Genomic DNA, 25,513 nt, shown 5'->3' with positions numbered 1-25,513 from the left:
GACCATGACCACTGTCGACAAGGCCGCGAGCCTCCCCGGCCAGCGCACCGGCGGCCGCCCCACCGACCGTACCCAGCGGTTCGCCGACGGCGGCGTGCTGAACGTCTTCTCGCACGGCTTCCTCGCCCTCTGGGCCGCGATGATCGTCCTGCCGCTCGCCTGGGTGGTGCTCGGCTCCTTCAAGACCGACGCCCAGATCAACGGCTCCGCCTGGAGCTGGCCCGCGTCCTTCGGCTTCGACGCCTTCGGCCGGGCCTGGGAGAAGGGCATCGGCGGCTTCTTCCTCAACACCCTGATCGTGCTGGCAGGTTCGCTCACCCTGACCATGCTGCTCGGCTCGATGGCCGCCTACGTGCTGGCCCGGTACGAGTTCCGCGGCAACAAGGTCATCTACTACCTGTTCGTCGCCGGCTCGATGTTCCCGGTGTACCTGGCCCTGGTGCCGCTGTTCTTCATGGTCCGCAACCTCGGTGAGATCTCGCCGCTGCTGGGCCTGAACAGCTACCTCGGCCTCATCCTGGTGTACGTCGCGTACTCGCTGCCGTTCACCGTCTTCTTCATGTACTCGTTCTTCCGGACGCTGCCCACCGCGGTCCACGAGGCGGCCATGCTGGACGGCTGCTCGCACACCCGGGCGTTCTTCCAGATCATGGTGCCGATGGCCAAGCCCGGCCTGATCAGCGTGGGCATCTTCAACGTGCTCGGGCAGTGGAACCAGTACATCCTGCCGGTCACCCTGATGCAGCCCACCACCGCGGGCGAGGCCGACCACTCGATGCTCGCCCAGGGCCTGGTCAACCTGGCGCTGCAGTCCGGGTACAAGAGCGACGCGCCGGCGCTGTTCGCGGGCATGACGATCGCGATGCTGCCGGTGCTGGTGGTGTACCTCTCCTTCCAGCGCCAGGTGCAGTCGGGCCTGACCTCCGCGACGCTCAAGTAGCCGCGACGCGCACGTGGTCGGGACCCGACAGGGGCTCGGGGAACCGCGGTTCCCCGAGCCCCTGCGGGCTACCGGTCCGCCTGCTGCGCCCGGAGCGCCCGGGCGAGGTCGTCGCGGCACTCCAGGACCAGCCGACGCAGCGCGGGCGCCGCGTCCGGGTGTCCGGACAGCCATGCGTCCGCCAAGGCGAGCGTCGCCTCCGAGGTCTGGTACCGCGGGAAGAACCCGCCGACGATCCGCATCGCGATCTCGATCGACCGCTGCGCCCAGACGTCCTCCAGCATCTCGAAGTACGGCTTGGTGTAGCCGGCCGTCAGCTCCCGCTGCCCGGCCTGGTTGAAGCCCGCGATCTGGGCCTCCACCAGGGCGTTGGGCAGCTCGTCGCTGTCCACCACGGAGGACCAGGCGGCGGCCTTGGCGCCCGGGGTGGGCAGCGCGGCCAGGCACTCGGTCTGCTGGCGCCGGCCGCTGGCGGTGTTGTCGCGCCGCAGCTCGGCGGCCAGCTCCTCGCCGGTGGCGGAGCCGTTCGAGGCCAGCGCCAGCCACAGCGACCAGCGCAGCTCCTGGTCGACCTCCAGGCCGTCGATCCGGGCGGTGCCCTCCAGCAGGCCGCGGACCAGCTGGAGGTGCTCGGCGCTGGCGGCGGTCTGCGCCAGGAACCGGGCCCAGGCCAGCTGGTGGTCGCTGCCCGGCAGGGCGGCGCGCAGCTCGCCCAGGGTGCCGTCGGCGAGCAGCCGCCGGCCCTCCTCCCGCCACGCGGGGTCGGCGTACAGCTCCAGTGCGCCCTTGGCCTGCTGGTGCAGCGACTGCAGGACGCCGATGTCGGACTCCTGGCCGGCGAACCGCAGGACCAGGTCCAGGTAGTCGCGGGCGGGCATCAGGCCGTCGCGGGTGAGGTTCCAGACCGCCGACCAGGCGAGGGCGCGGGCGAGGGAGTCGGCCACCGAGCCGAGGCCCGTGCGCAGGGTCCCCAGCGACACCTCGTCGAAGCGGATCTTGCAGTACGTCAGGTCGTCGTCGTTGAGCAGCACCAGGGCCGGGCGCATCCGGCCGACCGCCTCGCGGACGGTGGTGCGGGCGCCGGTGACGTCCAGCTCGATCCGGTCGGTGCGGATCAGCGAACCGTCGGTGTCCCGGTCGTACAGGCCGATCGCGATCCGGTGCGGGCGGAGCTCGGAACCGTCCTGGAGGACGGCGAGTTCGGTGATCCGGCCCTCGGTGTCCACGGTGACCTGCGGGGTGAGCGCGTTGACCCCGGAGGTCTGCAGCCAGGCGGCCGACCAGGCCGTGAGGTCGCGCCCGCTGGTCTCCTCCAGCACGTCCAGCAGGTCGCCCAGCACGGTGTTCCCGAAGGCGTGGCGCTTGAAGTACCGGCGGGCGCCCTCGAAGAACGCCTCCCGGCCGACGTACGCGACCAGCTGCTTGAGCACCGAGGCGCCCTTGGCGTACGTGATGCCGTCGAAGTTGAGCTTGGCGTCCTCCAGGTCCCGGATGTCCGCCGTGATCGGGTGGGTGGTGGGGAACTGGTCCTGCCGGTACGCCCACGCCTTGCGCCGGTTGGCGAAGGTGATCCACGCCGCCTGGTACTTCGTCGCCTCGATCTGCGAGAACGAGCCCATGAAGTCGGCGAAGGACTCCTTCAGCCAGAGGTCGTCCCACCACTTCATCGTCACCAGGTCGCCGAACCACATGTGCGCCATCTCGTGCAGGATGACGTTGGCCCGGCCCTCGTACGCGGCCTCGGTGACCTTCGAGCGGAAGATGAACTCCTCGCGGAAGGTCACGCAGCCCGGGTTCTCCATGGCGCCGAGGTTGTACTCGGGCACGAAGCACTGGTCGTACTTGCCGAACGGGTACGGGTAGTCGAACTCGGCGTGGAAGAAGTCCAGGCCCTGCTTGGTGACGGTGAGGATCTCGTCCGCGTCGAAGTACGGCGCCAGCGACCGGCGGCAGGTGGCGGCGAGCGGGATCTCCAGCACGGTGCCGTCCGGCAGCTCGCGGCTGTAGTGGTCGCGGACCACGTGGTACGGGCCGGCCACCACCGCGGTCAGGTAGGTGGAGATCGGCCTGGTCGGCGCGAACTCCCAGGTGCGGGTGTCGCCCTCGGTGGTGATCCGCTCCTCCACCGCGTTGGCGTAGACGTCCCAGGCCGCCGGGGCGGTCACCGTGAAGGTGAACGGCGCCTTCAGGTCCGGCTGTTCGAAGTTCGCGAACACCCGGCGGGCGTCGGCCGGCTCGTAGTGGGTGTACAGGTAGGTCTCGCCGTCCACCGGGTCGACGAACCGGTGCAGGCCCTCGCCGGTGCGGCTGTAGGCGCAGTCGGCCTCCACCACCAGCTCGTTGTGCTCCGCGAGGCCGTCGACGGTGACCCGCGCGCCGTCGAACGCGGCGGCCGGGTCCAGCGCCCGGCCGTTCAGCGTGACGGCGCCGACGGCGGAGGCGAGCAGGTCGACGAAGACCGAGGCGCCCGGCGTGGTGCAGCGGAAGGTGATCGTCGTGGTGGAGCGGAACGTGCTCGCGGCCGGATCCGGCGCCGAGGTCACGTCGAGGTGGACGCGGTACGCCTCCACCGCGACCAGGTCGGCCCGCTGGCGGGCTTCGTCGCGGCTCAGGTTCTTGCCCGGCACGGGGGTACTCCTTTGTACGGATGCCACGTTTGGTACGGATGCCACGGTCGAGAGTTCTGGTGGAGCTCTGTCCCGGGCATCCTTTCACGCGCCGCCCGTGGTGCCATTGCACCGGTCGGAATCATCGTCGGCCGGTCGGTGTTGCAGCCCCCGGAACACCCCCGACCACCCCGCGACCGAAGGGCGCCGTCCGTGACGACCGCTGATTCCCGCAAGATCGCCGACTTCTGGTTCGACCCGGTCTGCCCCTGGGCCTGGATGACCTCCCGCTGGATGCTGGAGGTGGAGCAGCTCCGCCCGGTGGACACCCGCTGGCACGTGATGAGCCTCTCCGTGCTCAACGAGGACCGCGAGGACCTGCCCGAGCGGTACAAGGAGATGCTCGCCCGGAGCTGGGGCCCGGTCCGGGTGCTGATCGCCGCCGCCCAGGCGCACGGGGACAAGGTGCTCGGCCCGCTCTACACCGAGCTCGGGACGCGCTTCCACAACCAGGGCCTGCCGAACGAGCGGGCGACCATCGAGGCCGCCCTGCAGGCCGCCGGCCTGCCGGTCGAGCTCGCCGACGCCGCCGACACCGACGCCTACGACGAGGCGCTCCGGGCCTCCCACCGCGAGGGCATCTCCCTGGTCGGCGAGGACGTCGGCACCCCGGTGATCGCCGTGGACGGTCCGGACGGCGACCGCGTCGCCTTCTTCGGCCCGGTGGTCACCCCCACCCCGCGCGGCGAGGCCGCCGCCCGGCTGTGGGACGGCACCGTCCTGGTCGCCTCCACCCCGGGCTTCTACGAGATCAAGCGCACCCGCACCGCGGGCCCGTCCTTCGAGTAACGTCGCGCAACCGGTTCACGCCGAAAGGGGCGCGGGAGCCGCGCGGGACGGAAGGGCACTCGCTCTGCCCTTCCACCGCGCGCGGCTCCCGCGCCCCTGAACGACCCGCGTGTACTACGCCGCCCGGCGCTGCTTGATCCAGCCCGCCAGGGCGAGGACCGCGGCCAGCCCGGCCGTGAAGTACAGCTGGATCCGGTTCGACGCGTCCAGGGTCATCAGCCCCAGCACCGCCAGGATCCCGACCAGCGCCGCCCAGGTCAGGTACGGGTACGCCCACATCCGCACGCTCAGCTGCTCCGGCGCCTCGCGCTCCAGCCGCCGCCGCATCCGCAGCTGCGCCACCGCGATGAACGCCCACACCACCAGCACCGCCGCGCCGACCATGTTCAGCAGCCAGGTGAAGACCGTCTCCGGCCACCACTTGTAGAGCAGCACCGCGAAGAACCCGAACGCGCAGGACGCCAGTACGGCCAGCCGCGGCACCCCGCCGCTCACCTTCGCCAGCGCCTTCGGGCCCTGCCCGCGCTGCACCAGCGAGTACGCCATCCGCGAGGAGCCGTAGATGTTGGCGTTCATCGCCGACAGCAGGGCGATCAGCACGACCACCTTCATCAGCTCGCCGGCCCCCGGGATGCCCAGGGAGTTCAGCACGGTGACGTACGGGCCGGGCTTGACCACCGAGGGGTCGTTCCACGGGACCAGGGTGACGATCACGGCCATCGAGCCGACGTAGAACAGGGCCACCCGCCACATCGCGGTCCGGACCGCGCCGGCCACGCTGCGCCGCGGGTCCTCGGACTCGGCCGCGGCGATGGTCACCGTCTCCAGGCCGCCGTACGCGAAGACCGAGGCCAGCAGGCCGGTGATCAGGCCGGTGGAGCCGTGCGGGAAGAACCCGCCGGCGGCGGTGAGGTTGGCGGAGCCGGGGGAGGAGCTACCGGGCAGGACGCCGGCGATGGCCAGCACGCCGAGCACCAGGAAGGCGGAGATCGCGGCGACCTTGATGGCGGCGAACCAGAACTCGAACTCGCCGAAGTTCTTCACCGCGGTCAGGTTGGTGGCGCAGAAGAAGGCCATGAACACGGCCACCCACGCCCACTCGGGCACCCCGGGCAGCCAGCTGGAGACGATCCCGGCCGCGCCGATCGCCTCCGCGGCGACGCCGACGCACAGCAGCGTCCAGAACATCCATCCGACGGTCAGGCCGGCCCACGGGCCGATCTCGCGCTCGGCGTGCACCGAGAACGAGCCGCTCGCCGGGCGGGCCGCGGACATCTCGCCGAGCATCCGCATGACCAGCATCACCAGCACGCCGGAGAGGGCGAACGCCAGCACGATGGACGGGCCGGCGGCCGCGATACCGGCACCGGAGCCGACGAAGAGACCCGCGCCGATCACGCCGCCGAGGGCGATCATCGAGAGGTGGCGCTGCTTGAGGCCGTGGGCGAGCTTGCCCTCGGGGGTGGGGTCGCCGCCGGTGGTGACCGGCTCCCGCGTCGGCGTCGGGGTGGGGGTCGACATGCGCGCTGATCCAGACTGTTCGGTAATCAGGAGTAGCCGTCCACTATTCGGCACGGTGCATGGGCACGCCAGGACAGACCGCAATTCGGACAGGGAAGTGACCGAAAGTGACGCGTTCTGTACGCCGGCCCCGTTCGAAGGTGACAACAGGGGGGCCTGACGGTTTGTCGGAGGCCGACGCCCCTCGGAGGTGCCCCGGCGGCATAGGTTCGGCAGTGATCACTGTGTCGTGTCCGAACTGGAGAGCTGCCGCATGGCCACCACCGCGTCGATACCGTCCACCGCCGTCCTCGCCGACCTGCTGCCCGGAGCCGCCACCCGGCTCGGCGCGCAGGCCCGCGACCTCGCCCTGGTCGTCGGCGGCGCCGCGCTGACCGGCGCCGCCGCCCAGCTCTCGGTGAACGTCCCCGGCTCGCCGGTCCCGGTCACCGGACAGACCTTCGCCGCCCTGCTGGTCGGCACCGCGCTCGGCGCCCGCCGCGGCGCCGCCTCGCTCGCCCTCTACCTGCTGGCCGGCATGGCGGGCCTGCCCTGGTTCGCCCACGGCGCCTCCGGCTGGGCCATGCCGACCCTCGGCTACCTGCTCGGGTTCGTCCTCGCGGCGGCGGTCTGCGGGGCGCTGGCCCGGCGCGGTGCCGACCGCAGCCCGCTGTGGACGGCGGGGGCGATGGCCCTCGGCAGCCTGGCGATCTACGCGGTGGGCGTCCCCTACCTCGCCTTCGCGCTGGACGTCCCGCTCGCCCGGGCGGCCGAACTCGGTCTCTACCCCTACCTGGTGGGGGACGCGCTCAAGGCCGCGGTGGCGATGGGGCTGCTCCCGGCGGTCTGGAAGCTGTCCGCCCGGCGCTGAGGTTCCCCGCGCCCCTGTCGGGGCGCAGGCCGCCCCGCATGCCACACTGATCCGCATGCGCGTGTACCTGGGTTCCGACCATGCCGGATACGAACTGAAGAACCACCTCGTCGAGTGGCTGAAGGGTGCCGGTCACGAGCCGGTCGACTGCGGCCCGCACATCTACGACGCCGAGGACGACTACCCGCCGTTCTGCCTGCGCGCCGCCGAGCGCACGGCCGCCGACCCCGAGGCCCTGGGCGTCGTGATCGGCGGCTCCGGCAACGGCGAGGCCATCGCGGCGAACAAGGTGAAGGGCGTCCGGGCCGCCCTCGCGTGGAGCGAGCAGACCGCGTCGCTCGGCCGCGAGCACAACAACGCCAACGTGATCTCCGTCGGCGGCCGGATGCACACCCTCGACGAGGCCACCAAGTTCGTCGAGATCTTCCTCAACACCCCGTACAGCGGCGAGCCGCGGCACACCCGCCGGATCGAGATGCTCGCCGAGTACGAGACCACCGGCGAGCTCCCGCCGATCCCGGCCCACCACCCCCAGGGCTGACCACGCGGCTCGTTCCGCTCCGAGGGCCGGCCGTGCGCCGGCCCTCGGCCGTTCCCGCTCCGCCGGGCCGGCCGGGCGGGGTTCAGAAACCGTGCGGCAGCCAGGGCGCGACGTCCGAGGCGAACGCCCGCGAGGCCGCGGCCAGCGCCCCCGGGCGCAGTTCGGCCACCCGCCCGGCCCGGGCCAGCGCCGTCAGCGTCGCCCCGCCCAGGTAGGCGGAGCCCAACTCCCGCACCGAGAGCGCCAGGTCGGCCGCCGCCCGGGTGCGGACGCACTCCGCCGGGCCGTCCGGGCCCGGGCTCACCAGCCGCCACCGCCCGGCGTTCCACGGGCAGAACGGGTCGGCCACCTCCAGCACCACGTCCACCGGCTGCGCGTAACCGCGCCCGGCCAGGGCCGCGCCCACCTCCACCGGCCGCAGGAACAGCCCGTCCCGCACCCGGGGTTCGAGCCGCCGCTGGTCGCTCACCAGGTGCAGCAGCGGGTCGTCCACCGGCAGCGAGTTGACGGTCACCTTCTCGGCCAGGTCCGTCTCCAGCAGGTACGTCCACAGCCGCGCCGCCGTCGCCGGGGTGAGCGCCGCGAGGTCGTTGACCCGGACCGTGGCGGCCGGGCCGCCGCCGTTCCACCCCCGGTCCACCGCGTACCGGGCGTAGCCGACCAGCCGGCCGGTCGACGTCTCCTCGGCCAGCACGCAGTGCAGCGGCGAGAAGCCGCCGCGCCCGCCCGGCGGGTCCAGCAGGGGCAGCCGCTCCCAGCCCGGGCGGCGCTCCAGCAGGCCCGGGCGCAGCGGGACCAGCCGGGCGTACAGCTCCTCGCAGGCGGGGGCGGCCTCCGCCGGGTCGGCCAGCCGGAGCCGCAGGTCGGGGCCGTCGGGGGCGTCCAGTCGGATCCGGCCGCGGGGCAGGGTGACGTTGAGTCGCGAGGTGGCCTGTCCGTAGCCGAAGCGTCCGTAGATGGCGCCCTCGGAGGCGGTCAGGACGGCGAGCGGCTCGCCGCGCTCCCGGAGGTCGTCGAGCTGTCGGCGCATCAGCGCGGTGAGCGCCCCGCGCCGGCGGTGGGTGGGGAGGACGGCGACCATGGTGACCCCGGCGGCGGGCAGCACCGCGCCGCCGGGCACGGCGATCCGGAAGCTGAACGCCGAGGCGCAGCCGACCAGTCGCGAATCGTCGCAGACCGCGAGGGAACGGTCGATTTCGGTCAGTTCGCGCCATAGGTCACGCTCCTCCGGCTGTTCGAGGCCTCCGCCGAAGGCCACCTCCAGGACGCCGTACCAGGTGTCCCACTCGTCGGCGGAGATCGGACGGACCGTCAGGGGCGCGGAAGCGGGAGAAGTCATGAGGCCACAGCTATCACCGGGGCCGCGCGTACGCGACCGTTTCCGCGGCCGGACCGCCTCCCGCCACCTGCGCGGACGTCCTGACCCCGACCGCACTCGGCTGAAACCCGCTGAACGGCACCCGGAACATGACCGATCAGGCGGCCAACCCCGTCGACGCGGCCCGCCCCGGTGGATAAGGTCGGGGCCCATGGCTGGCAGCACGCGGGGCGACACGTCCCAGACGACTGCGACGGGCCCGGTCAAGACGGCCGTGGAGCCCGTGAAGGCCCGGGTACGCGGCAGGCTGTACCGGGCCCGACGCAGGCTGCGCCGCGCCGGGGTCGACTACTTCCGCGGCGACGGCGCCGACTGGCTCGCCTTCGCCGCCTTCCTGGCCGCCGTCCCGCTGCTGGTCCTCCTCAACATCTGGCTCCCCGGCTGGTGCCCGCCCACCGCCCTGGTCCTCCCGGTGCTCGCCGGCGCCCTGCTGCTGCGCCCCGGCACCCTGGTGCTGCTGTACGCGGCCGCCGCCCTCGGCCTCTCCGCCGAGTCGCTGATCCACACCGGCGAGCGGGTCGCCAGCGACCACCCCGAGAGCTACGTCTACGGGGTCACCCCCGGCGCCGCCCTGGTGGTCGGCGCGGTGGGCGTGGCCGGCCTGCTGGTGGCCCAGTTCCGCAGCCGGGTCGGCGTGCCCTGGCGCGGCGGCGGCTCGATGCTCTTCGACCTGCGCGAGCGGATCCGGGTGCAGAGCCGGGTCCCCGCGCTGCCCGAGGGCTGGCACGCGGACATGGCGCTGCGCCCGGCCGGCGGGCAGTCCTTCTCCGGCGACTTCGTGGTGGCCGCCCGGACCGGCCCCGGCCGCCGGGTGCTGGAGGCGGTGCTCGCCGACGTCTCCGGCAAGGGCATGGACGCGGGCTCCCGGGCGCTGCTGCTCTCCGGCGCCTTCGGCGGCCTGCTCGGCTCGCTGCCCGCGCACGACTTCCTCCCGGCCGCCAACGGCTACCTGCTCCGCCAGGACTGGGAGGAGGGCTTCGCCACCGCCGTCCACCTGGTGCTGGACCTGGACACCGGTGAGTACGAGCTGCTCTCGGCCGGCCACCTGCCCGGGATGCAGCGCCTCGCCGGCGCCGGCCGCTGGGAGGTCAAGGAGGCGGACGGGCCGCTGCTCGGCATCTACGACGGCGCCAAGTTCGAAGGGGTGCGCGGCCGGCTGGGACCGGGCGACGTGCTGATGCTGTGCACCGACGGCATGGTCGAGATCCCCGGCCGGGACCTCACCGAGGGCATGGACCGGCTGATGGGGGAGGCGGACCGGCTGATCGCCGGGGCCCAGTTGGGCGCCGGCCGGACCGGGGCCGCGGTACGCCTGATCGACACGGTCGCCAAGGACGTCAACGACGACCGGGCCGTGTTGCTGCTCTGGCGGCAGTGAACGACCGGCTCCCATAGGCCGGGTGGCGCTCGCCTGTCAAGACCCGTGCACTGATCTTCAGCCATTTCCAACCTGGCGTCCAGCGCTCGACGCCCGGTGGCCCGCAGGGGTTTCCCCGCCGTTGACCCGTACCCGCCGACGGGCCGTCAGCCCACGTCCGCTACCGTCTCGGACGGCGAAAATTCGTCTCACATCGCAGGATCTTGCCGTCCGGGTTCCGGCAAGTCCTTTACGCAGTCCGCACGAACGACCACACTGAGTCCGGGTGGGCGCGTCGCGGTCGGGGGATCGTGCCCTCCTGAGGGCAGGTCACTGCAGCTCCACGAACCCCCATCACGAAATGAGGAAGTGAGTCCGGGTGGCCTTCTCAGTCTCAGCGCTCGTCCTGTTCGGCATCATCGTGGTCATCTTCATCCGCAACAAGCAGCTGAAGACCAGCCACGCGATCGTCGCGGCCCTGTTCGGCTTCATGGTCAGCCAGTCCACGGCGGCCGGGCCGATCCAGCAGTTCCTCAACCAGCTGGCCAACACCATCTCCTCGCTGGCCGGCTGAGGCCCGCCCGGCGTCCGGAGCGGGCACCGCCCGCCCCGGCGTTCGCTCGACGGGCGTCCTACCGCCCGGCCCGCCGGGCCCTGGCCGCCGCCGCCCGCCAGCGGCCGAGCAGCCCGGGCCGCGCCGCGGGCACCGCCGGTACCGGCTCGGCCGCAGCCGGCGCCGCAGCCACGCCGACGGGGTCGAAGTGCTCGGCCGTCAGCAGCACGAACAGCCGCGCCCAGCAGAGCCGCTCCCCGCGCGGCCAGCCCAGCGCGCGCAGCGCCGCCGAGGCGGGAGCGGACACCCGGCCGTTCACCCGGACCTCGGCGATGTCGTCGCCCGCCTTGCCGCCGAGGAACAGCTTCACGCCGTTGACCTCCGGATCGGCCAGCTCGGTGCGCAGCACCCCCGCGAGTTCCGGCAGCAGCTGGTGGTCGGAGAGCCAGTCCCGCAGCGGAGCGGTGTCGAACCCGAACACCGCCGCCGGCCCCTGGACGGCGTGCCAGCCCGGCAGCAGCGCGGGCCGGTAGTGGTCGCCGTGCTCGCCGCGGCCCTCCAGCAGCTCCACCAGGGTCGCCGCGGTGGTGGTCGCCCACATCCGCACGGCGTTGTCGAGCTTCTCCTCCTCGGTCTTGCCGAGGCCCGCGGTGCAGTCCCAGACCACCGGGGCGTCCGCCCGGCCGAGGTGCAGGACGTACCCGAGATCGACGTGGCCGGGCCCGCCGTCCTCGGCGGGGTGCTCGCGGACCGCCACGGCGGTGGTGCCGGGACCTCGCACCACCTCGCCGTCGACCGTGAACTCCTGCCCGTAGTACGCCATTTCGCGGATGACACTGCGCTGAATGGCATCCAGTCGACGCTGCGGACGCACGCCGGCTCCTCGCTCCTGGGTGGGGGCTCGATCGAACGCGAGCGAGGCTATCGGCCCGGGGCCCGGGCAGGGAAACCCGGGCGGCCCGGGAGGGGGCCGGGTGACCAGGCTCACCCGCCGTTCCATGATTCGTGACGCGATGTGGCCCGCGTTCCGCGAACAGTCACGGAAATAGCCTTCCGTAGGCGATCTTTCCACGTCGGGTGACCGGATCGAATGCGTACGGACGACCCTTCCGGACAGAGCGTGACCTGGGGTTCCGTCAGATTTATGCGGTCTTTATGCCCGGACCTTCCGAGGCTTGCCAGCGCCCTCGGAAATGGGCTTTGCTTCAGCACCTGCCCGGCCATCGCCCGGGTGGGCCACTGGACGGAACGCCGAATCCTGCCGCCGTCCGGGGCCACGCACCAGCAGTGCGACGGCAGGAGCGGGGGACCCAAGGTAAGTCGCCGATCCCGGTGTGTCCGGGACGGCTCGGGGTGAAGCCACGCCTTGCGTGGCCGGGCAACTCTCGTCCGAACCCGACAGCTCACCTCGTAGGCGTCCGAGAGGAACACCTCCATGGGCAAGCACCGCAAGCCGAGCATGACCACCATCGCCCGTATCGCCATCGCCGCCGGTGTCGCCGGCGCCGCGATCGGGATCCCGGTCTCCGCCGCCAGCGCTCACACCCCGGCCGTGGCCCCCGAGGCCGCTCCGGCCGTGCAGGCCGCCGCCGTGGTCGAGAGCGCCCCGGCCGCCGCCCCCACCGCCGACGCCACCCCCAAGGCCGAGGAGTACAAGGTCGTCCGCGGCGACACCCTGTTCAAGATCGCTACCGCCCACGGCGTCGAGGGCGGCTGGGAGAAGCTGTACCAGGACAACCGTTCCGTGGTCGGCGGCAACCCGAACCTGATCTACCCGGGCCAGAAGCTCACCCTCCACGGCCAGGCCGCGGTCGCCACCCCGGCCCCGGCCCCGAAGGCCGAGAAGCCCGCGCCGAAGCCGGCCGAGAAGACCGAGGCCGCCTCGCGTTCCGCCGAGCGTCCCGCCGTCAAGCCGGCCGAGAAGCCCGCCCCGAAGCCGGCCGCCCAGCAGGCCGCGCCGAAGCCGGCCGCCGCTCCGGCCGCCGCCACCTCCGGTTACGTCGCCCCGGTCAGCGCCCACACCGGCACCGCCTACCACGTCGCCGGCTCCAACTGGTCCAGCGGCTACCACACCGGCGTCGACTTCCCGGTCCCGACCGGCACCAGCCTGAAGGCCGTCGCCGCCGGCACCGTGGTCAAGGCCGGCCCGGGTGGCGCCTACGGCAACGAGGTCATCATCAAGCTGGCCGACGGCAAGTACGCCCAGTACGCCCACCTGTCGTCCATCTCGGTCTCCGCCGGCCAGTCGGTCTCGGCCGGCCAGCAGGTCGGTCTCTCCGGTGCCACCGGCAACGTGACCGGCCCGCACCTGCACTTCGAGATCCGCACCACCCCGAACTACGGCTCGGACATCGACCCGGTCGCGTACCTGGCCGCCCACGGCGTCCGCGTCTGAACCTGATCGACGCTTGCCCACACGGGGCGGCGGCGGGAGTCATCCCGCCGCCGCCCCGTCGGCGTTCCCGGACCACGGTGCCGGTGATGCCCGGCTCCCCGCGCTCCGCGCCGGTGTCAGTGGAAGGCGACCACGCCGAACCCGGCGATCCCGGCCAGCCCGGCGACCAGCAGCGGGACGCCGATCAGCCGGCGGTGCCAGCGCGCCTTGCGGTCGACGGTCAACGCGCCGCCGACCACCACCCCCACGAGTCCGGCGAGCAGCAGGAGGGTCTCGGGGTGCTTGAACAGCGAGGCCAGCAGGAAGGCGCGGGAGGAGGCGAGGGGGGTCACGCGGGTGATCGTTCCGCAGCGGGGGACAGGGGTCAACCGACGGCCCGTCAGGACGCGGAACGGCCCCGGCGGCTGGATCAACCAGCGGCCGGGGCCGTTCTCTCGGAGCGGGTGACGAGAATCGAACTCGCGTGACCAGTTTGGAAGACTGGGGCTCTACCATTGAGCTACACCCGCGTGCACACCGTTGACGGCATGCCGCCCCCGACCCGGATCCGGGCGCCGGGGACTGGCCTAGCGTACCTGGTCGGCCGGGTGGATTGCACACCACTTCGGGCCCCCGGAGGGCTGATATCACGCGGGCCCGGGGGCGGGCCGACGTGTACTCTTCCTCTCGGCACCACGGGGTGTGGCGCAGTTTGGTAGCGCGTCCGCTTTGGGAGCGGAAGGCCGTCGGTTCGAATCCGGTCACCCCGACAGTGCGGCAGGGTCTCGTCCGAGGGCGGGGCCCTGTTGTCGTACCGGGGGTGCCGTCCCGAGGCCCGTGCCGGGGTCGGGTCCGGGTCGGGTGCGCGGTGCGGGGCGCGGCGCCTTTGGTGCTACCGGTAGGATGGTGCGCTGGCGGTAGTCCCTGTGGTGTACACGCAGGTCGACCGCCCGAGGGCGAGGAGTCACGCTCACCGTCCACCCCCAACGGGAGATGCAGCTCCGACCGCCCATCGCCCGTCTCACCCCCCACACGGCGGCCCCCGGGCCCTGCCGGAGCGGGGTGGGGCAACCTTGACCGCAAGCCCATAGGAGACCTAACCGTGAAGAGCGCCGTCGAGACTCTGAACCCGACCCGGGTTCGACTCACCGTCGAGGTGCCCTTCGAGGAGCTCAAGCCCAGCCTCGACGCGGCGTACAAGAAGATCAACCAGCAGGTCACGGTCCCGGGCTTCCGCAAGGGCAAGATCCCGAACCGCGTGATCGACCAGCGCTTCGGCCGTGGTGCCGTGCTGGAGGAGGCCGTCAACGACGCGCTCCCGCGCTTCTACACGCAGGCCGTCGACGAGGGCAAGATCGACGTCCTGGGTCAGCCCGACATCACCGACATCGCCGGTGTCGAGAACCTGGCCGACGGCGGTGACCTGAAGTTCACCGCCGAGGTGGACGTCCGTCCGGAGATCACCCTGCCGGACTTCACCGAGATCGCCGTCGAGGTCGACCCGGTCGAGGTCTCCGAGGAGGACGTCGAGAAGTCGCTGCAGCAGCTGCGCGAGCGCTTCTCCTCGGTCAAGGACGTCGAGCGCGCCGCCGCCGAGGGCGACGTCGTGATCGTCGACCTGGAGGCCAAGGTCGACGGCGAGGTTCCGGAGGACGGCACCGCCACCGGCGTGAGCTACGAGATCGGCTCCGGCCGCCTGCTGGAGGGCATCGACGAGGCCGTGGTCGGCCTGTCCGCCGGTGAGACCAAGGCCTTCACCACCACCCTCAAGGGCGGCACCGAGGCCGGCAAGGAGTCGGAGGTCACCGTCACCGTGACCACCGTCCAGGAGAAGGAGCTCCCCGAGCTCGACGACGAGTTCGCCCAGCTGGCGAGCGAGTTCGACACCCTGGAGGAGCTCCGCGGCGACTCCCGCAAGCGCCTGGAGCGCATGAAGGAGTTCGACCAGGCCACCCAGGCCCAGGAGAAGGTCCTCGACGAGCTGCTCGCCCGGGTGGAGATGGAGTACCCGGAGAAGCTCCTCAAGGACGAGATCGAGACCCGCAAGCACAACCTGGAGCACCACCAGCTGGAGCCCATGGGCCTCAACCTGGACGTCTACCTGGCCTCCCAGGACAAGTCCCGCGAGGACTTCGAGAAGGAGACCGAGGAGCAGGCGAAGAAGGGCATCAAGACCCAGTTCGTGCTCGACGCCATCGTCGCCAAGCTGGAGCTGGGCGTGAACCAGGAGGAGCTCACCGAGCACCTCATCCGCCGTGCCGCCGGCTCGGGCCTCACCCCGGACCAGTTCGCGCAGCAGGTCGTCCAGGGCGGCCAGGTTCCGCTGCTGGTCGGCGAGGTCGCCCGCGGCAAGGCGCTGGCGGCGGTCGTCGAGGAGGCCAAGGTCACCGACACCAACGGTGAGCTGGTCACCTTCGAGGACGACGAGGACGAGGCCGCGGAGGCCACCGAGGCCGCCGCGACCGAGTCGGCCGAGGAGACCACCGAGGCCTGATCCTCGGCAACGGCTTTCCGGGACGGGCCCGGGCACCCTTGGGTGCCCGGGCCCGTTCCCGTCGGCGGCCCGTCCCGGAGCGCCACCCTGCGCTCACAGCGAACAGTTCTGCGTGGGGGATTCGACGGCCGGGCCTGCGCGTTAGGGTCCTTAGACAGCGACACACAAGCAGATCGACTGAGCAGGTGGCTAAGTGACGTTCCCGCAGATGCAGATGCCTGGCCTGATGGCGCCGCACGCCGCCGCCGGCGACGTGCTCGGCGGCCTGGGCGACCAGGTCTACAACCGGCTGCTCAACGAGCGCATCATCTTCCTCGGCCAGGCGGTCGACGACGACATCGCCAACAAGATCACCGCCCAGCTGCTGCTCCTTGCCGCCGATCCGGACAAGGACATCTACCTCTACATCAACTCCCCGGGCGGCTCGATCTCGGCCGGCATGGCGATCTACGACACCATGCAGTACATCAAGAACGACGTGGTCACCATCGCCATGGGCATGGCCGCGTCGATGGGCCAGTTCCTGCTGACGGCCGGTGCCAAGGGCAAGCGCTTCTCGCTGCCCAACGCCCGCATCCTGATGCACCAGCCCTCCGCGGGCCTCGGCGGTTCGGCCACCGACATCCGGATCCAGGCCGAGCAGCTGCTGCTCACCAAGAAGCGGATGTCCGAGCTGATCGCGCTCCACAGCGGCCAGTCCTTCGAGCGGGTCACCGCGGACTCCGACCGGGACCGCTGGTTCAGCCCGGAGGAGGCCCGGGAGTACGGCCTGATCGACCAGGTGATGCACTCCGCCGCGGACGTTCCCGGCGGCGGCGGCACGGGCGCCTGAGCCCGCCTCGGCGCAGCCCACGAGACCACAGCGATAAGCCCGGAGGACCGGAAACCCCATGAACATCCCCAGCCTGTCCAGCGCCAAGGCGCGACTGGAGGACATGCGCGCCGAGGGCCGCTACATCGTCCCGCGGTTCGTCGAGCGGACCTCCCAGGGCATCCGCGAGTACGACCCGTACGCCAAGCTGTTCGAGGAGCGCATCATCTTCCTCGGCTCCCAGGTGGACGACGTCTCGGCCAACGACATCATGGCCCAGCTGCTCTGCCTGGAATCGATGGACCCGGACCGCGACATCCAGGTCTACATCAACTCCCCGGGCGGCTCCTTCACCGCGCTGACGGCGATCTACGACACCATGCAGTTCGTCAAGCCGGACATCCAGACGGTCTGCATGGGCCAGGCCGCCTCGGCCGCGGCCGTGCTGCTCGCCGCCGGTACGCCCGGCAAGCGGACGGCGCTGCCGAACGCCCGGATCCTGATCCACCAGCCGTACACCGAGACCGGCCGCGGCCAGGTGTCGGACCTGGAGATCCAGGCCAACGAGATCCTCCGGATGCGCGAGCAGCTGGAGACCATGCTCTCCAAGCACTCCAACAAGCCGATCGAGCAGGTCCGCGACGACATCGAGCGCGACAAGATCCTCACGGCCGAGGAGGCGCTCGAGTACGGCCTGATCGACCAGATCATCTCGACCCGCAAGACGTCGCTGACCGACTGACGGTCGCGGGTCCCGGGGGCGGGGCGTGCGTGTCCCCTCGTGCGCGAGGGGGGAGAGTGACGTACGCCCCGCCCCGATCCGTTCCGGTCGGGCCCGTCGACCCGGCACACTTTCTTGTGGGCGCACGCCCAGCCGACGGCATCTGTTCGGTATCAATTCGCCCAGGGCGTACGGCAGAGCTGTCGAAGACGGCGGAAATGCCGGCTCGGCAGAGTACCGTCGGATAGCGAGACCGACCGCCTAGGGCGCAGCCGGTCCACAGCACCAGGCCCCGGACCCCCGCGGGGCCCCTGGCGAAGGGGAAGCACCTCGTGGCACGCATCGGAGACGGTGGCGACCTGCTCAAGTGCTCGTTCTGCGGCAAGTCGCAGAAGCAGGTGAAGAAGCTGATCGCCGGGCCAGGCGTGTACATCTGCGACGAGTGCATCGATCTCTGCAACGAGATCATCGAGGAGGAGCTCGCCGAGAGCTCCGAGGTGCGCTTCGAGGAACTGCCGAAGCCCCGCGAGATCTACGAGTTCCTGGACCAGTACGTGGTCGGCCAGGACATCGCCAAGAAGGCGCTGTCCGTCGCGGTCTACAACCACTACAAGCGGGTCCAGGCCGGCGAGAACGGCCGCGCCGGCGCCGGCCGCGAGGACGCCATCGAGCTGGCCAAGTCCAACATCCTGCTGCTCGGCCCGACCGGCTCCGGCAAGACCCTGCTGGCGCAGACCCTGGCCCGGATGCTGAACGTGCCGTTCGCCATCGCGGACGCCACCGCGCTGACCGAGGCCGGGTACGTCGGCGAGGACGTCGAGAACATCCTGCTCAAGCTGATCCAGGCGGCGGACTACGACGTCAAGAAGGCCGAGACCGGGATCATCTACATCGACGAGATCGACAAGGTCGCGCGGAAGAGCGAGAACCCGTCGATCACCCGTGACGTCTCGGGCGAGGGCGTCCAGCAGGCGCTGCTGAAGATCCTGGAGGGCACCACCGCCTCGGTGCCCCCGCAGGGCGGCCGCAAGCACCCGCACCAGGAGTTCATCCAGATCGACACCACGAACGTGCTGTTCATCGTGGGCGGCGCCTTCGCGGGCCTGGAGCGGATCATCGAGGGCCGGGCCGGCGGCAAGGGCATCGGCTTCGGCGCCACCATCCGCTCCAAGCGGGAGCAGGACGCCAGCGACCACTTCCGTCAGGTGATGCCGGAGGACCTGGTCAAGTTCGGCATGATCCCGGAGTTCATCGGCCGTCTGCCGGTGATCACCAGCGTGCACAACCTGGACCGCGAGGCCCTGCTGCAGATCCTGACCGAGCCGAAGAACGCGCTGGTCAAGCAGTACCGCAAGCTCTTCGAGCTGGACGGCGTGGAGCTGGAGTTCACCCGGGACGCCCTGGAGGCCATCGCCGACCAGGCGATCCTGCGCGGCACCGGCGCCCGCGGCCTGCGCGCGATCATGGAGGAGGTGCTGATGTCCGTGATGTACGAGGTGCCCTCGCGTCAGGACGTCGCCCGCGTGGTCGTCAGCGGGGACGTGGTCTCCAAGCACGCCATCCCCACCCTGGTCCCGCGCGACATGATCAAGCGCGAGCGGCGCGAGAAGAGCGCCTGACCGCACCCGCACCGACGCCGACGGCCCCGCACCCTCTCCGGGTGGCGGGGCCGTCGGCGTCGTGCGGTGGGGTTACTTCGGGACCTCGGCGGTCTGCCGCAGCTCGCGGGCGTCGGAGGCGACCTTGTCGACGTCGATGGTGGTCGCGCCCTGCTTGACCTCCATCACCATCATCACGGTGCTGCCGTCGGCCCAGGCGCAGAAGCCGAACTTCTGGCCCAGGTTGGAGCCCTCGGCGCAGGACATCCGGCCGCCCAGCGGACCGGGGTCGACGTCCTTGCGGTTGCTGATGGTGCCCTCGGTGGCCGCGCCCTTGAACACCGCGTCCACCTGGGTGGACGGCAGCACCACGTTGCCCCAGGCGCCGGCCACCACGACGGCCTCCGTCCCGGTGTCGGTGCGGTAGATCGAGCTGACCGACTCGGTCGGCGTCCAGGCGCTGTTGCCCTGGCTGAAGGCGGAGTCCATCGACTCGGACAGCTGCTTGGCCGTCGGCTCGTCCGGGTCGCTGCTCATCCCCTTGAAGGTGGCGGGCAGAACGACCTTGTGGGTACCGGTCTTTGAGGCGGTGTCGTAGACGAAGTAGCCCAGCAGGCCGCCGCCGAGCAGCAGCGCGCCGCCGACGCAGCCGAGCACCACCCACAGGCCCTTGCGGGACTTTCGCTGCGGCTGCGGGGCGTAGCCCGGGTAGCCGGCGCCGGCCGGGTAGGGCTGCGGGCCGCCCTGCGGGGGCACCGCGCCGTACGGCTGCGGCGGGGCGCCGTAGGCCGGGGGCTGCGGCGGCCCGAAGGCCTGCGGCTGGGCCGGCGGCGGGGCACCGTACGGCTGGGCCGGCGAGCCGTAGGGGTTCTGCTCGGACACGGGGACTCGCTTCCTGGGCGGGGGAGGGGGGTTACTTCTTGACGACGACGGCGTCGCGGATCTGCCGGGCGCGGTCCGCGGCCTGGGTGGGCGTGAGGGAGGAGCCGGTGCCGCCGTTGGCCAGCGTCATCTCGACGAAGCCCACGCTGCCCACGGTGGAGTGGTTGGCCCAGACGCAGATCGGCAGCGAGAACTTGCCGTCCCCGAGCGTGCCGCACTGCATCTTGCCGCCGCCGTCGTTCGGGTCCTTGGCGTCGACGTCGGCGAGCTGGGTCTTCCAGCTCAGCTCCTTGCCGCCGGTGCTCTTCATCTTCTCGCTGACGACCTTGATGACGGCGTCCGGGTCGTCGAAGGTACCCCAGCTGCCGCCGACACTGATCATGTCGGTGGTGGTCTTCTGGTACTGGGCCGAGAGCGAGCCGTCCACCTTGCCGCCCAGCGCCTTCGCCTGGTCGTTGTCGACCGGGGTGTCCTTGACGGACTTCTGGGTGTAGCCGCCCGAGAGGCTCTGCGGCGGCGCCAGCTTGTACTTGCCGGCCGTCGAGGAGCCCGCGCCACCGCCGCCGCCCATCAGCGACACCACGGCGACGCCGCCGCCGATCAGCACCACGGCGCCGACCACCAGGCCGACCACCAGCCCGGCCTTGCTCTTCTGCGGCGGCGGGGGGTAGCCGCCGGGCGCGCCGTACGGGACGCCCTGCGGCGGGACGGGCGCCTGCGGCGCGCCGAACTGCGGGCCGGGCGGCGGGTAGCCGTAACCCTGCGGCTGCGGGGCACCGAACTGCGGCGGCTGCGGCTGGCCGTAGCCGGGCTGGGGCGCGCCGAACTGCGGAGGCTGCGGCTGGCCGTAGGGCTGCGGCGGTTGGCCCTGCGGATACTGCTGACCCTGGCCGTACATGATCGCTCTCCCCCGCCGCTGCTGAGAGCGGCCTGTTGTGGCGTCCTTCTCATCCGTACCCGCACGAACTGGCGCGCGAGTATCCGGGCACGCTACCGTACGCCCTTGCCCACCCACCCGAGTGGTCCGGGGCCAAAGCCGTTCGTAACGGCGCCCCCCTCTTACGTAAACTGTGCGTCGTGACCGACACGACGAACCAGCGCCCCGATGCCTCCTACCCCGGGGACGACGCAGCCACCCTCCCGACGACCTACGCCCCGGCCGAGGTAGAGGGCGAGCTGTACGAGCGCTGGGTGGAGCGCGGTTACTTCACCGCCGACGCGAAGAGCGACAAGCCCGCGTACACCATCGTCATCCCGCCGCCGAACGTCACCGGTGCGCTGCACCTGGGCCACGCCTTCCAGCACACGCTGATGGACGCCCTGACCCGCCGTAAGCGGATGCAGGGCTTCGAGGCGCTGTGGCTGCCCGGCATGGACCACGCCGGCATCGCCACCCAGAACAAGGTGGAGCAGCAGCTCGCCGAGTCCGGCCTCTCCCGTCACGACCTGGGCCGTGAGGCCTTCGTCGAGAAGGTCTGGGAGTGGAAGGAGAACTACGGCGGCAAGATCCTCGGCCAGATGCGCCGCCTCGGCGACGGCGTGGACTGGTCCCGCGAGCGCTTCACCATGGACGAGGGCCTGTCCCAGGCCGTCCAGACCATCTTCAAGAAGCTCTTCGACGACGGCCTGATCTACCGTGCCGAGCGCATCATCAACTGGTGCCCGCGCTGCCTCACCGCGCTCTCCGACATCGAGGTGGAGCACGAGGACGTCCCCGGCGAGCTGGTCTCGATCCGCTACGGCGACGGGGACGACTCCATCATCGTCGCCACCACCCGGGCCGAGACGATGCTGGGCGACACCGCGGTCGCCGTCCACCCGGACGACGAGCGCTACAAGCACCTGGTCGGCCGCACCATCAAGCTGCCGCTGACCGACCGTGAGATCCCGGTCGTCGCCGACGAGCACGTCGACCCGGAGTTCGGCACCGGCGCCGTCAAGGTGACCCCGGCGCACGACCCCAACGACTTCGCCATCGGCCAGCGCCACGGCCTGCCGAACCTGACCGTGATGGACGAGCGCGGTGTCATCACCGTGCACGGCCCGTTCCTCGGCCTGGACCGCTTCGAGGCCCGTTCGGCCGTGGTCGGCGCACTGCGCGAGCAGGGCCGGATCGTCGCCGAGAAGCGCCCGTACATGCACGCCGTCGGCCACTGCTCGCGCTGCAAGACCGTGGTCGAGCCGCGGCTGTCGCTGCAGTGGTGGGTGAAGGTCGGCCCGCTGGCGACGTCCGCCGCCGACGCCGTCCGCGACGGCCGGGTCCAGATCCACCCGAAGGAGCTGGAGGGCCGCTACTTCAGCTGGGTCGACAACATGCACGACTGGTGCATCTCGCGTCAGCTGTGGTGGGGCCACCGGATCCCGGTCTGGTACGGCCCGGACGGCGAGGTCGTCTGCGTCGGACCCAACGAGGAGCCGCCCACCGGCGAGGGCTGGCACCAGGACCAGGACGTCCTCGACACCTGGTTCTCCAGCGGTCTGTGGCCCTTCTCCACCCTCGGCTGGCCCGAGCAGACCCCGGACCTGGAGAAGTTCTACTCCACCGACGTCCTGCTCACCGGCCACGACATCATCTTCTTCTGGGTCGCCCGGATGATGATGTTCGGTCTGTACGCGATGGACGGTCAGGTCCCGTTCCGCACCATCGCGCTCACCGGCCTGGTCCGCGACGAGCGCGGCAAGAAGATGTCGAAGTCCTTCGGCAACGTGGTCGACCCGCTGGACTGGATGGACGCCTACGGCGCCGACGCCGTCCGCTTCACCCTGGCCAGCGGCGCCAACCCCGGTGCCGACGTGCCGATCGGCGAGGACTGGGTCAAGGGCTCCCGGAACTTCTGCAACAAGATCTGGAACGCCACCCGGTTCGCCCTGATGAACGGCGCCACCGTCGAGGGGCCGCTGCCCGCCCCGGAGCAGATGACCTCGGTGGACCGCTGGATCCTGGCGCGGCTCAACGAGACCGTCGCCCAGGTCGACGGGCTCTACGACGACTACCAGTTCGCCAAGCTCTCCGACGCCCTCTACCACTTCGCGTGGGACGAGGTCTTCGACTGGTACGTCGAGCTGTCCAAGACCACCCTGGCCAAGGGCGGCCCGCAGGCGGACGCCTCGCGCCGCGTCCTCGGTGAGGTCCTGGACGTCACGCTGCGTCTGCTCCACCCGGTCGTCCCGTTCGTCACCGAGGCGCTCTGGACCACGCTGACCGGTGCCGAGTCGGTGGTCGTCGCCGCGTGGCCGAAGGACAGCGGCTTCCGCGACGCCGAGGCCGAGGCGGAGATCGCCACCCTGCAGCAGGTGGTCACCGAGGTCCGGCGGTTCCGCTCCGACCAGGGCCTGAAGCCCGGCCAGCGGGTCCCGGCCCGGCTGGAGCTGGCCGGCACCGTCCTCGTCCCGCACGAGGACGCCATCCGCTCGCTGCTGCGCCTGACCGTGCCGGAGGAGGGCTTCACCGCCAGCGCCTCGCTGCCGGTCGCCGGCGCCACCGTGGCACTGGACCTCTCCGGCGTCATCGACGTGGCCGCCGAGCGCAAGCGCCTCCAGAAGGACCTGGCCGCGGCGGAGAAGGAGAAGGCGCAGTCCACCGCCAAGCTCGGCAACGAGGCCTTCCTGGCCAAGGCGCCGGACGAGGTGGTCGCCAAGATCCGCGTCCGCCTGGAGGCCGCCGAGGCCGACATCGCCCGGATCACCGGCCAGCTGGCGGCCCTGCCGCAGGCCTGATCCACCGGTTCCACCGGAGGGCCGCCACCCCGCACGGGGTGGCGGCCCTCGGCTTTCCCCGCAAAAGGGCACGGCTTTCGCCGCGTTCCCAGGTGTTCGGCCGAAATGCGTACGCCCTTGATAGGCCGTTCGGCGGTATTTCCGGCCGGGAAGTTCCGGAAAATGCCCCCCACCGTTCCTCCGTGACCGAAGTCCGGTTGCGGATTCTGCTCGCTTGCGTGCGAGTTCAGCCATCTTCGTATCCCGAATGTGTACGGTGTGCAGCAGTTCCCATTCGGGCGGTGCGACTGACGGGAGGGCGCGGGCATGGTGGTGACGGAGGAGTTGGCCGACGAACTGCCGGTGGAGGCCGTGGAAGCGGCGAAGTCCCGCGCGGCGACGCTGCTGCTCGCATTCCGGCACGGCAACCAGCTCGCCTTCGACCAGGAATTGGACCTCCTGTTCGAGGAGCAGGCCGAGCGCGAAGTGTCCACCCTGCTGGTCTGGATCGCTGCCGAGGCGGTCCGCAAGGCGTACGCCCCGGCGGTGGGGGACCGGGTGCTGCGGGCACTGGCCCGCCGGGCGCCGTCCGACACCGCGGCCGTGATGGTGGACGAGAACACCGCCGACGCGGCCCGGCTGCTGGAGGCGGTCGGCGCGGGGGACGTGGCGGCGGTCCGGGCCGTCGTCGCCTCCACCGCGGACACCACCTACCTGCTGGGCGGGCTGCTGCAGGCCGTGGCGATGATGCTGCCGCTCCTGCCGGAGGGGGAGGCCGAGGAGATCGCCGCCGAACTCCGCCGCCGCCACGCCGGCCGCACCGCCCACGTCCCCGAGGCCCGCCACCCCCGGCCGTCCGATCGCTGACCGGGCCCGGCACCGCACGGGGGCGGCCGTCGGCGGGAGGTCGTGCCCCTGGCGGGGCGGCGCGGCGGGAGTCCTTAGACTTGGGGACGTGAGTGACACGCCCGAGCAGAACCCGTACACCGTCCGGCCCTCCGAGGACATCGACGACGACCTCCGAGCGGTGGAGGCCGAGCTCTCCGGGCGCTGGCCGGAGACCAAGCTGGAGCCGTCGCTCACCCGGATCGACGAGCTGATGGACATCCTCGGGCAGCCCCACCGCTCGTACCCCTCGATCCACATCACGGGCACCAACGGCAAGACCTCCACGGCCCGGATGATCGAGCAGCTGCTCATGACCTTCGAGCTCCGCACCGGCCGCTACACCAGCCCGCACGTGGAGTCCGTCACCGAGCGGATCAGCCTGGACGGCGCGCCGATCGCCGGCGACCGGTTCGTCGAGACCTACCGCGACATCGACCCGTACGTGCGGATGGTCGACGAGCGCCAGCCGGTGCCGATGTCCTTCTTCGAGGTGCTGACCGGCATGGCGTACGCCGCCTTCGCCGACGCGCCGGTGGACGTGGCGGTGGTCGAGGTCGGCATGGGCGGTTCCTGGGACGCCACCAACGTCATCGACGCCGCCGTCTCGGTGATCACCCCGATCGGCCTGGACCACACCGACCGGCTCGGCAGCACCACCGGCGAGATCGCGGTGGAGAAGTCCGGGATCATCAAGCCCGGCGCCACCGCCGTGGTCGCCCAGCAGCCGCTGGACGCCGCCGAGACCATCCTGCGCCGGGCGGTCGAGGTGGACGCCACGGTGGCCCGGGAGGGCATGGAGTTCGGCGTGATCCGCCGCGAGGTCGCCGTCGGCGGCCAGCTGGTGACCCTGCGCGGCCTCGGCGGCCACGAGTACGAGGACCTCTTCGTCCCGCTGCACGGCCCGCACCAGGCGCACAACGCGGCGCTGGCGCTGGCCGCGGTCGAGGCGTTCTTCGGCGTCGGCGGCGCGGGCGGCGGGAACCTGGACGAGGACAAGGTCCGCCAGGGCTTCTCCGGCGTCAGCTCGCCGGGCCGCCTGGAGGTCGTCCGGCGCAGCCCCACCGTCATCCTGGACGCGGCGCACAACCCGCACGGCGCCCGGGCCACCGCCGCCGCGATCGGCGAGGCGTTCGGCTTCACCAAGCTGGTCGGCGTGGTCGGCACCAGCGGCGACAAGGACGTCTCCGGCCTGCTGGAGGCGTTCGAGCCGGTGCTGGCCGAGGTGGTCATCACCCAGAACTCCACCCACCGCGCCATGCCGGTGGACGAGCTGGCCGCGCTGGCCGTGGAAATCTTCGGTGAGGATCGCGTGCAGGTCGAGCCCCGGCTGGACGACGCGATCGAGGCCGCCGTCACCCTGGCCGAGGAGGAGGACCTCGGCGGAGCCGGCGTCCTGGTCACCGGCTCGGTCATCACCGTGGGCGAGGCCCGCCTGCTGTTCGGGAGGAAGTAGC

21 protein-coding genes, 2 tRNA genes and 1 riboswitch are annotated in these 25,513 nt (G+C 71.6%); of the genes, 15 read left to right on the top strand and 8 right to left on the bottom strand.

What is annotated here, in order from left to right; translation table 11 throughout:
• Positions 1 to 4 precede the first annotated feature (4 nt).
• Positions 5 to 940 carry a carbohydrate ABC transporter permease gene (locus ABWK59_RS12125; RefSeq protein ID WP_354640413.1) on the top strand — a complete coding sequence of 312 codons (936 nt, stop codon included), beginning with the start codon at positions 5 to 7 and terminating at the stop codon, positions 938 to 940.
• A gap of 68 nt (positions 941 to 1,008) precedes the next feature.
• On the opposite strand, the gene pepN is transcribed toward ABWK59_RS12125, so the two are convergent.
• Positions 1,009 to 3,567, bottom strand: coding sequence for an aminopeptidase N (gene pepN / locus ABWK59_RS12120; RefSeq protein WP_354640411.1), 2,559 nt, complete (start codon positions 3,565 to 3,567; stop codon positions 1,009 to 1,011).
• Positions 3,568 to 3,759: 192 nt separating this feature from the next.
• On the opposite strand from pepN, the gene ABWK59_RS12115 reads away from it, so the two are divergent.
• On the top strand, positions 3,760 to 4,395 hold the full coding sequence (locus tag ABWK59_RS12115) for a DsbA family protein (RefSeq protein WP_354640409.1): 636 nt from the start codon (positions 3,760 to 3,762) through the stop codon (positions 4,393 to 4,395).
• A gap of 114 nt (positions 4,396 to 4,509) precedes the next feature.
• Here ABWK59_RS12115 and ABWK59_RS12110 read toward each other — a convergent pair whose 3' ends face one another.
• On the bottom strand, positions 4,510 to 5,916 hold the full coding sequence (locus ABWK59_RS12110; RefSeq protein WP_420492771.1) for an amino acid permease: 1,407 nt from the start codon (positions 5,914 to 5,916) through the stop codon (positions 4,510 to 4,512).
• A gap of 253 nt (positions 5,917 to 6,169) precedes the next feature.
• On the opposite strand from ABWK59_RS12110, the gene ABWK59_RS12105 reads away from it, so the two are divergent.
• On the top strand, positions 6,170 to 6,766 hold the full coding sequence (locus ABWK59_RS12105) for a biotin transporter BioY (protein WP_354640407.1): 597 nt from the start codon (positions 6,170 to 6,172) through the stop codon (positions 6,764 to 6,766).
• Positions 6,767 to 6,821: 55 nt separating this feature from the next.
• Positions 6,822 to 7,307 carry a ribose-5-phosphate isomerase gene (locus ABWK59_RS12100; protein WP_354640405.1) on the top strand — a complete coding sequence of 162 codons (486 nt, stop codon included), beginning with the start codon at positions 6,822 to 6,824 and terminating at the stop codon, positions 7,305 to 7,307.
• 82 nt (positions 7,308 to 7,389) lie between these two features.
• On the opposite strand, the gene ABWK59_RS12095 is transcribed toward ABWK59_RS12100, so the two are convergent.
• A complete protein-coding gene (locus ABWK59_RS12095; protein WP_354640403.1) occupies positions 7,390 to 8,646 on the bottom strand; it encodes a GNAT family N-acetyltransferase in 1,257 nt (418 codons plus the stop codon).
• 190 nt (positions 8,647 to 8,836) lie between these two features.
• Here ABWK59_RS12095 and ABWK59_RS12090 point away from each other — a divergent pair, with 190 nt between their 5' ends.
• On the top strand, positions 8,837 to 10,063 hold the full coding sequence (locus ABWK59_RS12090) for a PP2C family protein-serine/threonine phosphatase (protein WP_354640401.1): 1,227 nt from the start codon (positions 8,837 to 8,839) through the stop codon (positions 10,061 to 10,063).
• A gap of 358 nt (positions 10,064 to 10,421) precedes the next feature.
• Entirely contained in the window at positions 10,422 to 10,616 is a 195-nt protein-coding gene (locus ABWK59_RS12085; RefSeq protein WP_354640400.1) for a hypothetical protein, read from the top strand.
• A 58-nt stretch (positions 10,617 to 10,674) separates the two neighbouring features.
• Here ABWK59_RS12085 and ABWK59_RS12080 read toward each other — a convergent pair whose 3' ends face one another.
• Positions 10,675 to 11,418, bottom strand: coding sequence for a DUF6348 family protein (locus ABWK59_RS12080; protein ID WP_354640399.1), 744 nt, complete (start codon positions 11,416 to 11,418; stop codon positions 10,675 to 10,677).
• 416 nt (positions 11,419 to 11,834) lie between these two features.
• Positions 11,835 to 12,025, top strand: a riboswitch (cyclic di-AMP (ydaO/yuaA leader).
• A gap of 5 nt (positions 12,026 to 12,030) precedes the next feature.
• Here ABWK59_RS12080 and ABWK59_RS12075 point away from each other — a divergent pair.
• The gene (locus ABWK59_RS12075) at positions 12,031 to 12,990 is read left to right on the top strand and encodes a LysM peptidoglycan-binding domain-containing M23 family metallopeptidase (RefSeq protein WP_354640398.1); all 960 of its coding nucleotides are present in this window, start codon (positions 12,031 to 12,033) and stop codon (positions 12,988 to 12,990) included.
• A 116-nt stretch (positions 12,991 to 13,106) separates the two neighbouring features.
• On the opposite strand, the gene ABWK59_RS12070 is transcribed toward ABWK59_RS12075, so the two are convergent.
• Positions 13,107 to 13,322, bottom strand: a complete 216-nt coding sequence (locus ABWK59_RS12070; protein WP_354640396.1) for a hypothetical protein — start codon at positions 13,320 to 13,322, stop codon at positions 13,107 to 13,109.
• 106 nt (positions 13,323 to 13,428) lie between these two features.
• A tRNA-Gly gene (locus ABWK59_RS12065) sits at positions 13,429 to 13,499 on the bottom strand.
• Between the two features lie 166 nt (positions 13,500 to 13,665).
• Here ABWK59_RS12065 and ABWK59_RS12060 point away from each other — a divergent pair.
• The 5 genes from ABWK59_RS12060 (at position 13,666) to clpX (ending at position 18,614) form a co-directional block, all read left to right on the top strand.
• A tRNA-Pro gene (locus tag ABWK59_RS12060) sits at positions 13,666 to 13,739 on the top strand.
• A 332-nt stretch (positions 13,740 to 14,071) separates the two neighbouring features.
• The gene (gene tig / locus ABWK59_RS12055) at positions 14,072 to 15,463 is read left to right on the top strand and encodes a trigger factor (protein WP_354640394.1); all 1,392 of its coding nucleotides are present in this window, start codon (positions 14,072 to 14,074) and stop codon (positions 15,461 to 15,463) included.
• Between the two features lie 214 nt (positions 15,464 to 15,677).
• Positions 15,678 to 16,295 carry an ATP-dependent Clp protease proteolytic subunit gene (locus ABWK59_RS12050; protein ID WP_354644923.1) on the top strand — a complete coding sequence of 206 codons (618 nt, stop codon included), beginning with the start codon at positions 15,678 to 15,680 and terminating at the stop codon, positions 16,293 to 16,295.
• 58 nt (positions 16,296 to 16,353) lie between these two features.
• Complete coding sequence (locus ABWK59_RS12045) at positions 16,354 to 17,016, top strand: ATP-dependent Clp protease proteolytic subunit (protein ID WP_354640393.1); 663 nt, start codon at positions 16,354 to 16,356, stop codon at positions 17,014 to 17,016.
• Between the two features lie 311 nt (positions 17,017 to 17,327).
• A complete protein-coding gene (gene clpX / locus ABWK59_RS12040) occupies positions 17,328 to 18,614 on the top strand; it encodes an ATP-dependent Clp protease ATP-binding subunit ClpX (protein WP_354640391.1) in 1,287 nt (428 codons plus the stop codon).
• Positions 18,615 to 18,686: 72 nt separating this feature from the next.
• Here the strand turns inward: clpX and ABWK59_RS12035 are convergent, their stop codons facing one another.
• Both ABWK59_RS12035 and ABWK59_RS12030 read right to left on the bottom strand, forming a co-directional pair.
• Positions 18,687 to 19,475 carry a hypothetical protein gene (locus ABWK59_RS12035; RefSeq protein ID WP_354640390.1) on the bottom strand — a complete coding sequence of 263 codons (789 nt, stop codon included), beginning with the start codon at positions 19,473 to 19,475 and terminating at the stop codon, positions 18,687 to 18,689.
• A 31-nt stretch (positions 19,476 to 19,506) separates the two neighbouring features.
• Positions 19,507 to 20,373 carry a hypothetical protein gene (locus tag ABWK59_RS12030; protein WP_354640388.1) on the bottom strand — a complete coding sequence of 289 codons (867 nt, stop codon included), beginning with the start codon at positions 20,371 to 20,373 and terminating at the stop codon, positions 19,507 to 19,509.
• A 179-nt stretch (positions 20,374 to 20,552) separates the two neighbouring features.
• Here ABWK59_RS12030 and ABWK59_RS12025 point away from each other — a divergent pair, with 179 nt between their 5' ends.
• The 3 genes from ABWK59_RS12025 (at position 20,553) to folC (ending at position 25,512) form a co-directional block, all read left to right on the top strand.
• Positions 20,553 to 23,192, top strand: a complete 2,640-nt coding sequence (locus ABWK59_RS12025; RefSeq protein ID WP_354640386.1) for a valine--tRNA ligase — start codon at positions 20,553 to 20,555, stop codon at positions 23,190 to 23,192.
• 306 nt (positions 23,193 to 23,498) lie between these two features.
• Complete coding sequence (locus ABWK59_RS12020) at positions 23,499 to 24,038, top strand: hypothetical protein (RefSeq protein ID WP_354640385.1); 540 nt, start codon at positions 23,499 to 23,501, stop codon at positions 24,036 to 24,038.
• The gene (folC, locus tag ABWK59_RS12015) at positions 24,031 to 25,512 is read left to right on the top strand and encodes a bifunctional tetrahydrofolate synthase/dihydrofolate synthase (protein ID WP_420492918.1); all 1,482 of its coding nucleotides are present in this window, start codon (positions 24,031 to 24,033) and stop codon (positions 25,510 to 25,512) included. Before ABWK59_RS12020 ends, folC begins: the two co-directional genes overlap by 8 nt.
• Position 25,513 lies beyond the last annotated feature (1 nt).

Origin of the sequence: Kitasatospora sp. HUAS MG31 (genome assembly GCF_040571325.1) — a bacterium.
GTDB classification, from domain to species: Bacteria; Actinomycetota; Actinomycetes; order Streptomycetales; family Streptomycetaceae; genus Kitasatospora; species Kitasatospora camelliae.
This window is presented reverse-complemented; position numbering and strand designations above follow the sequence as displayed.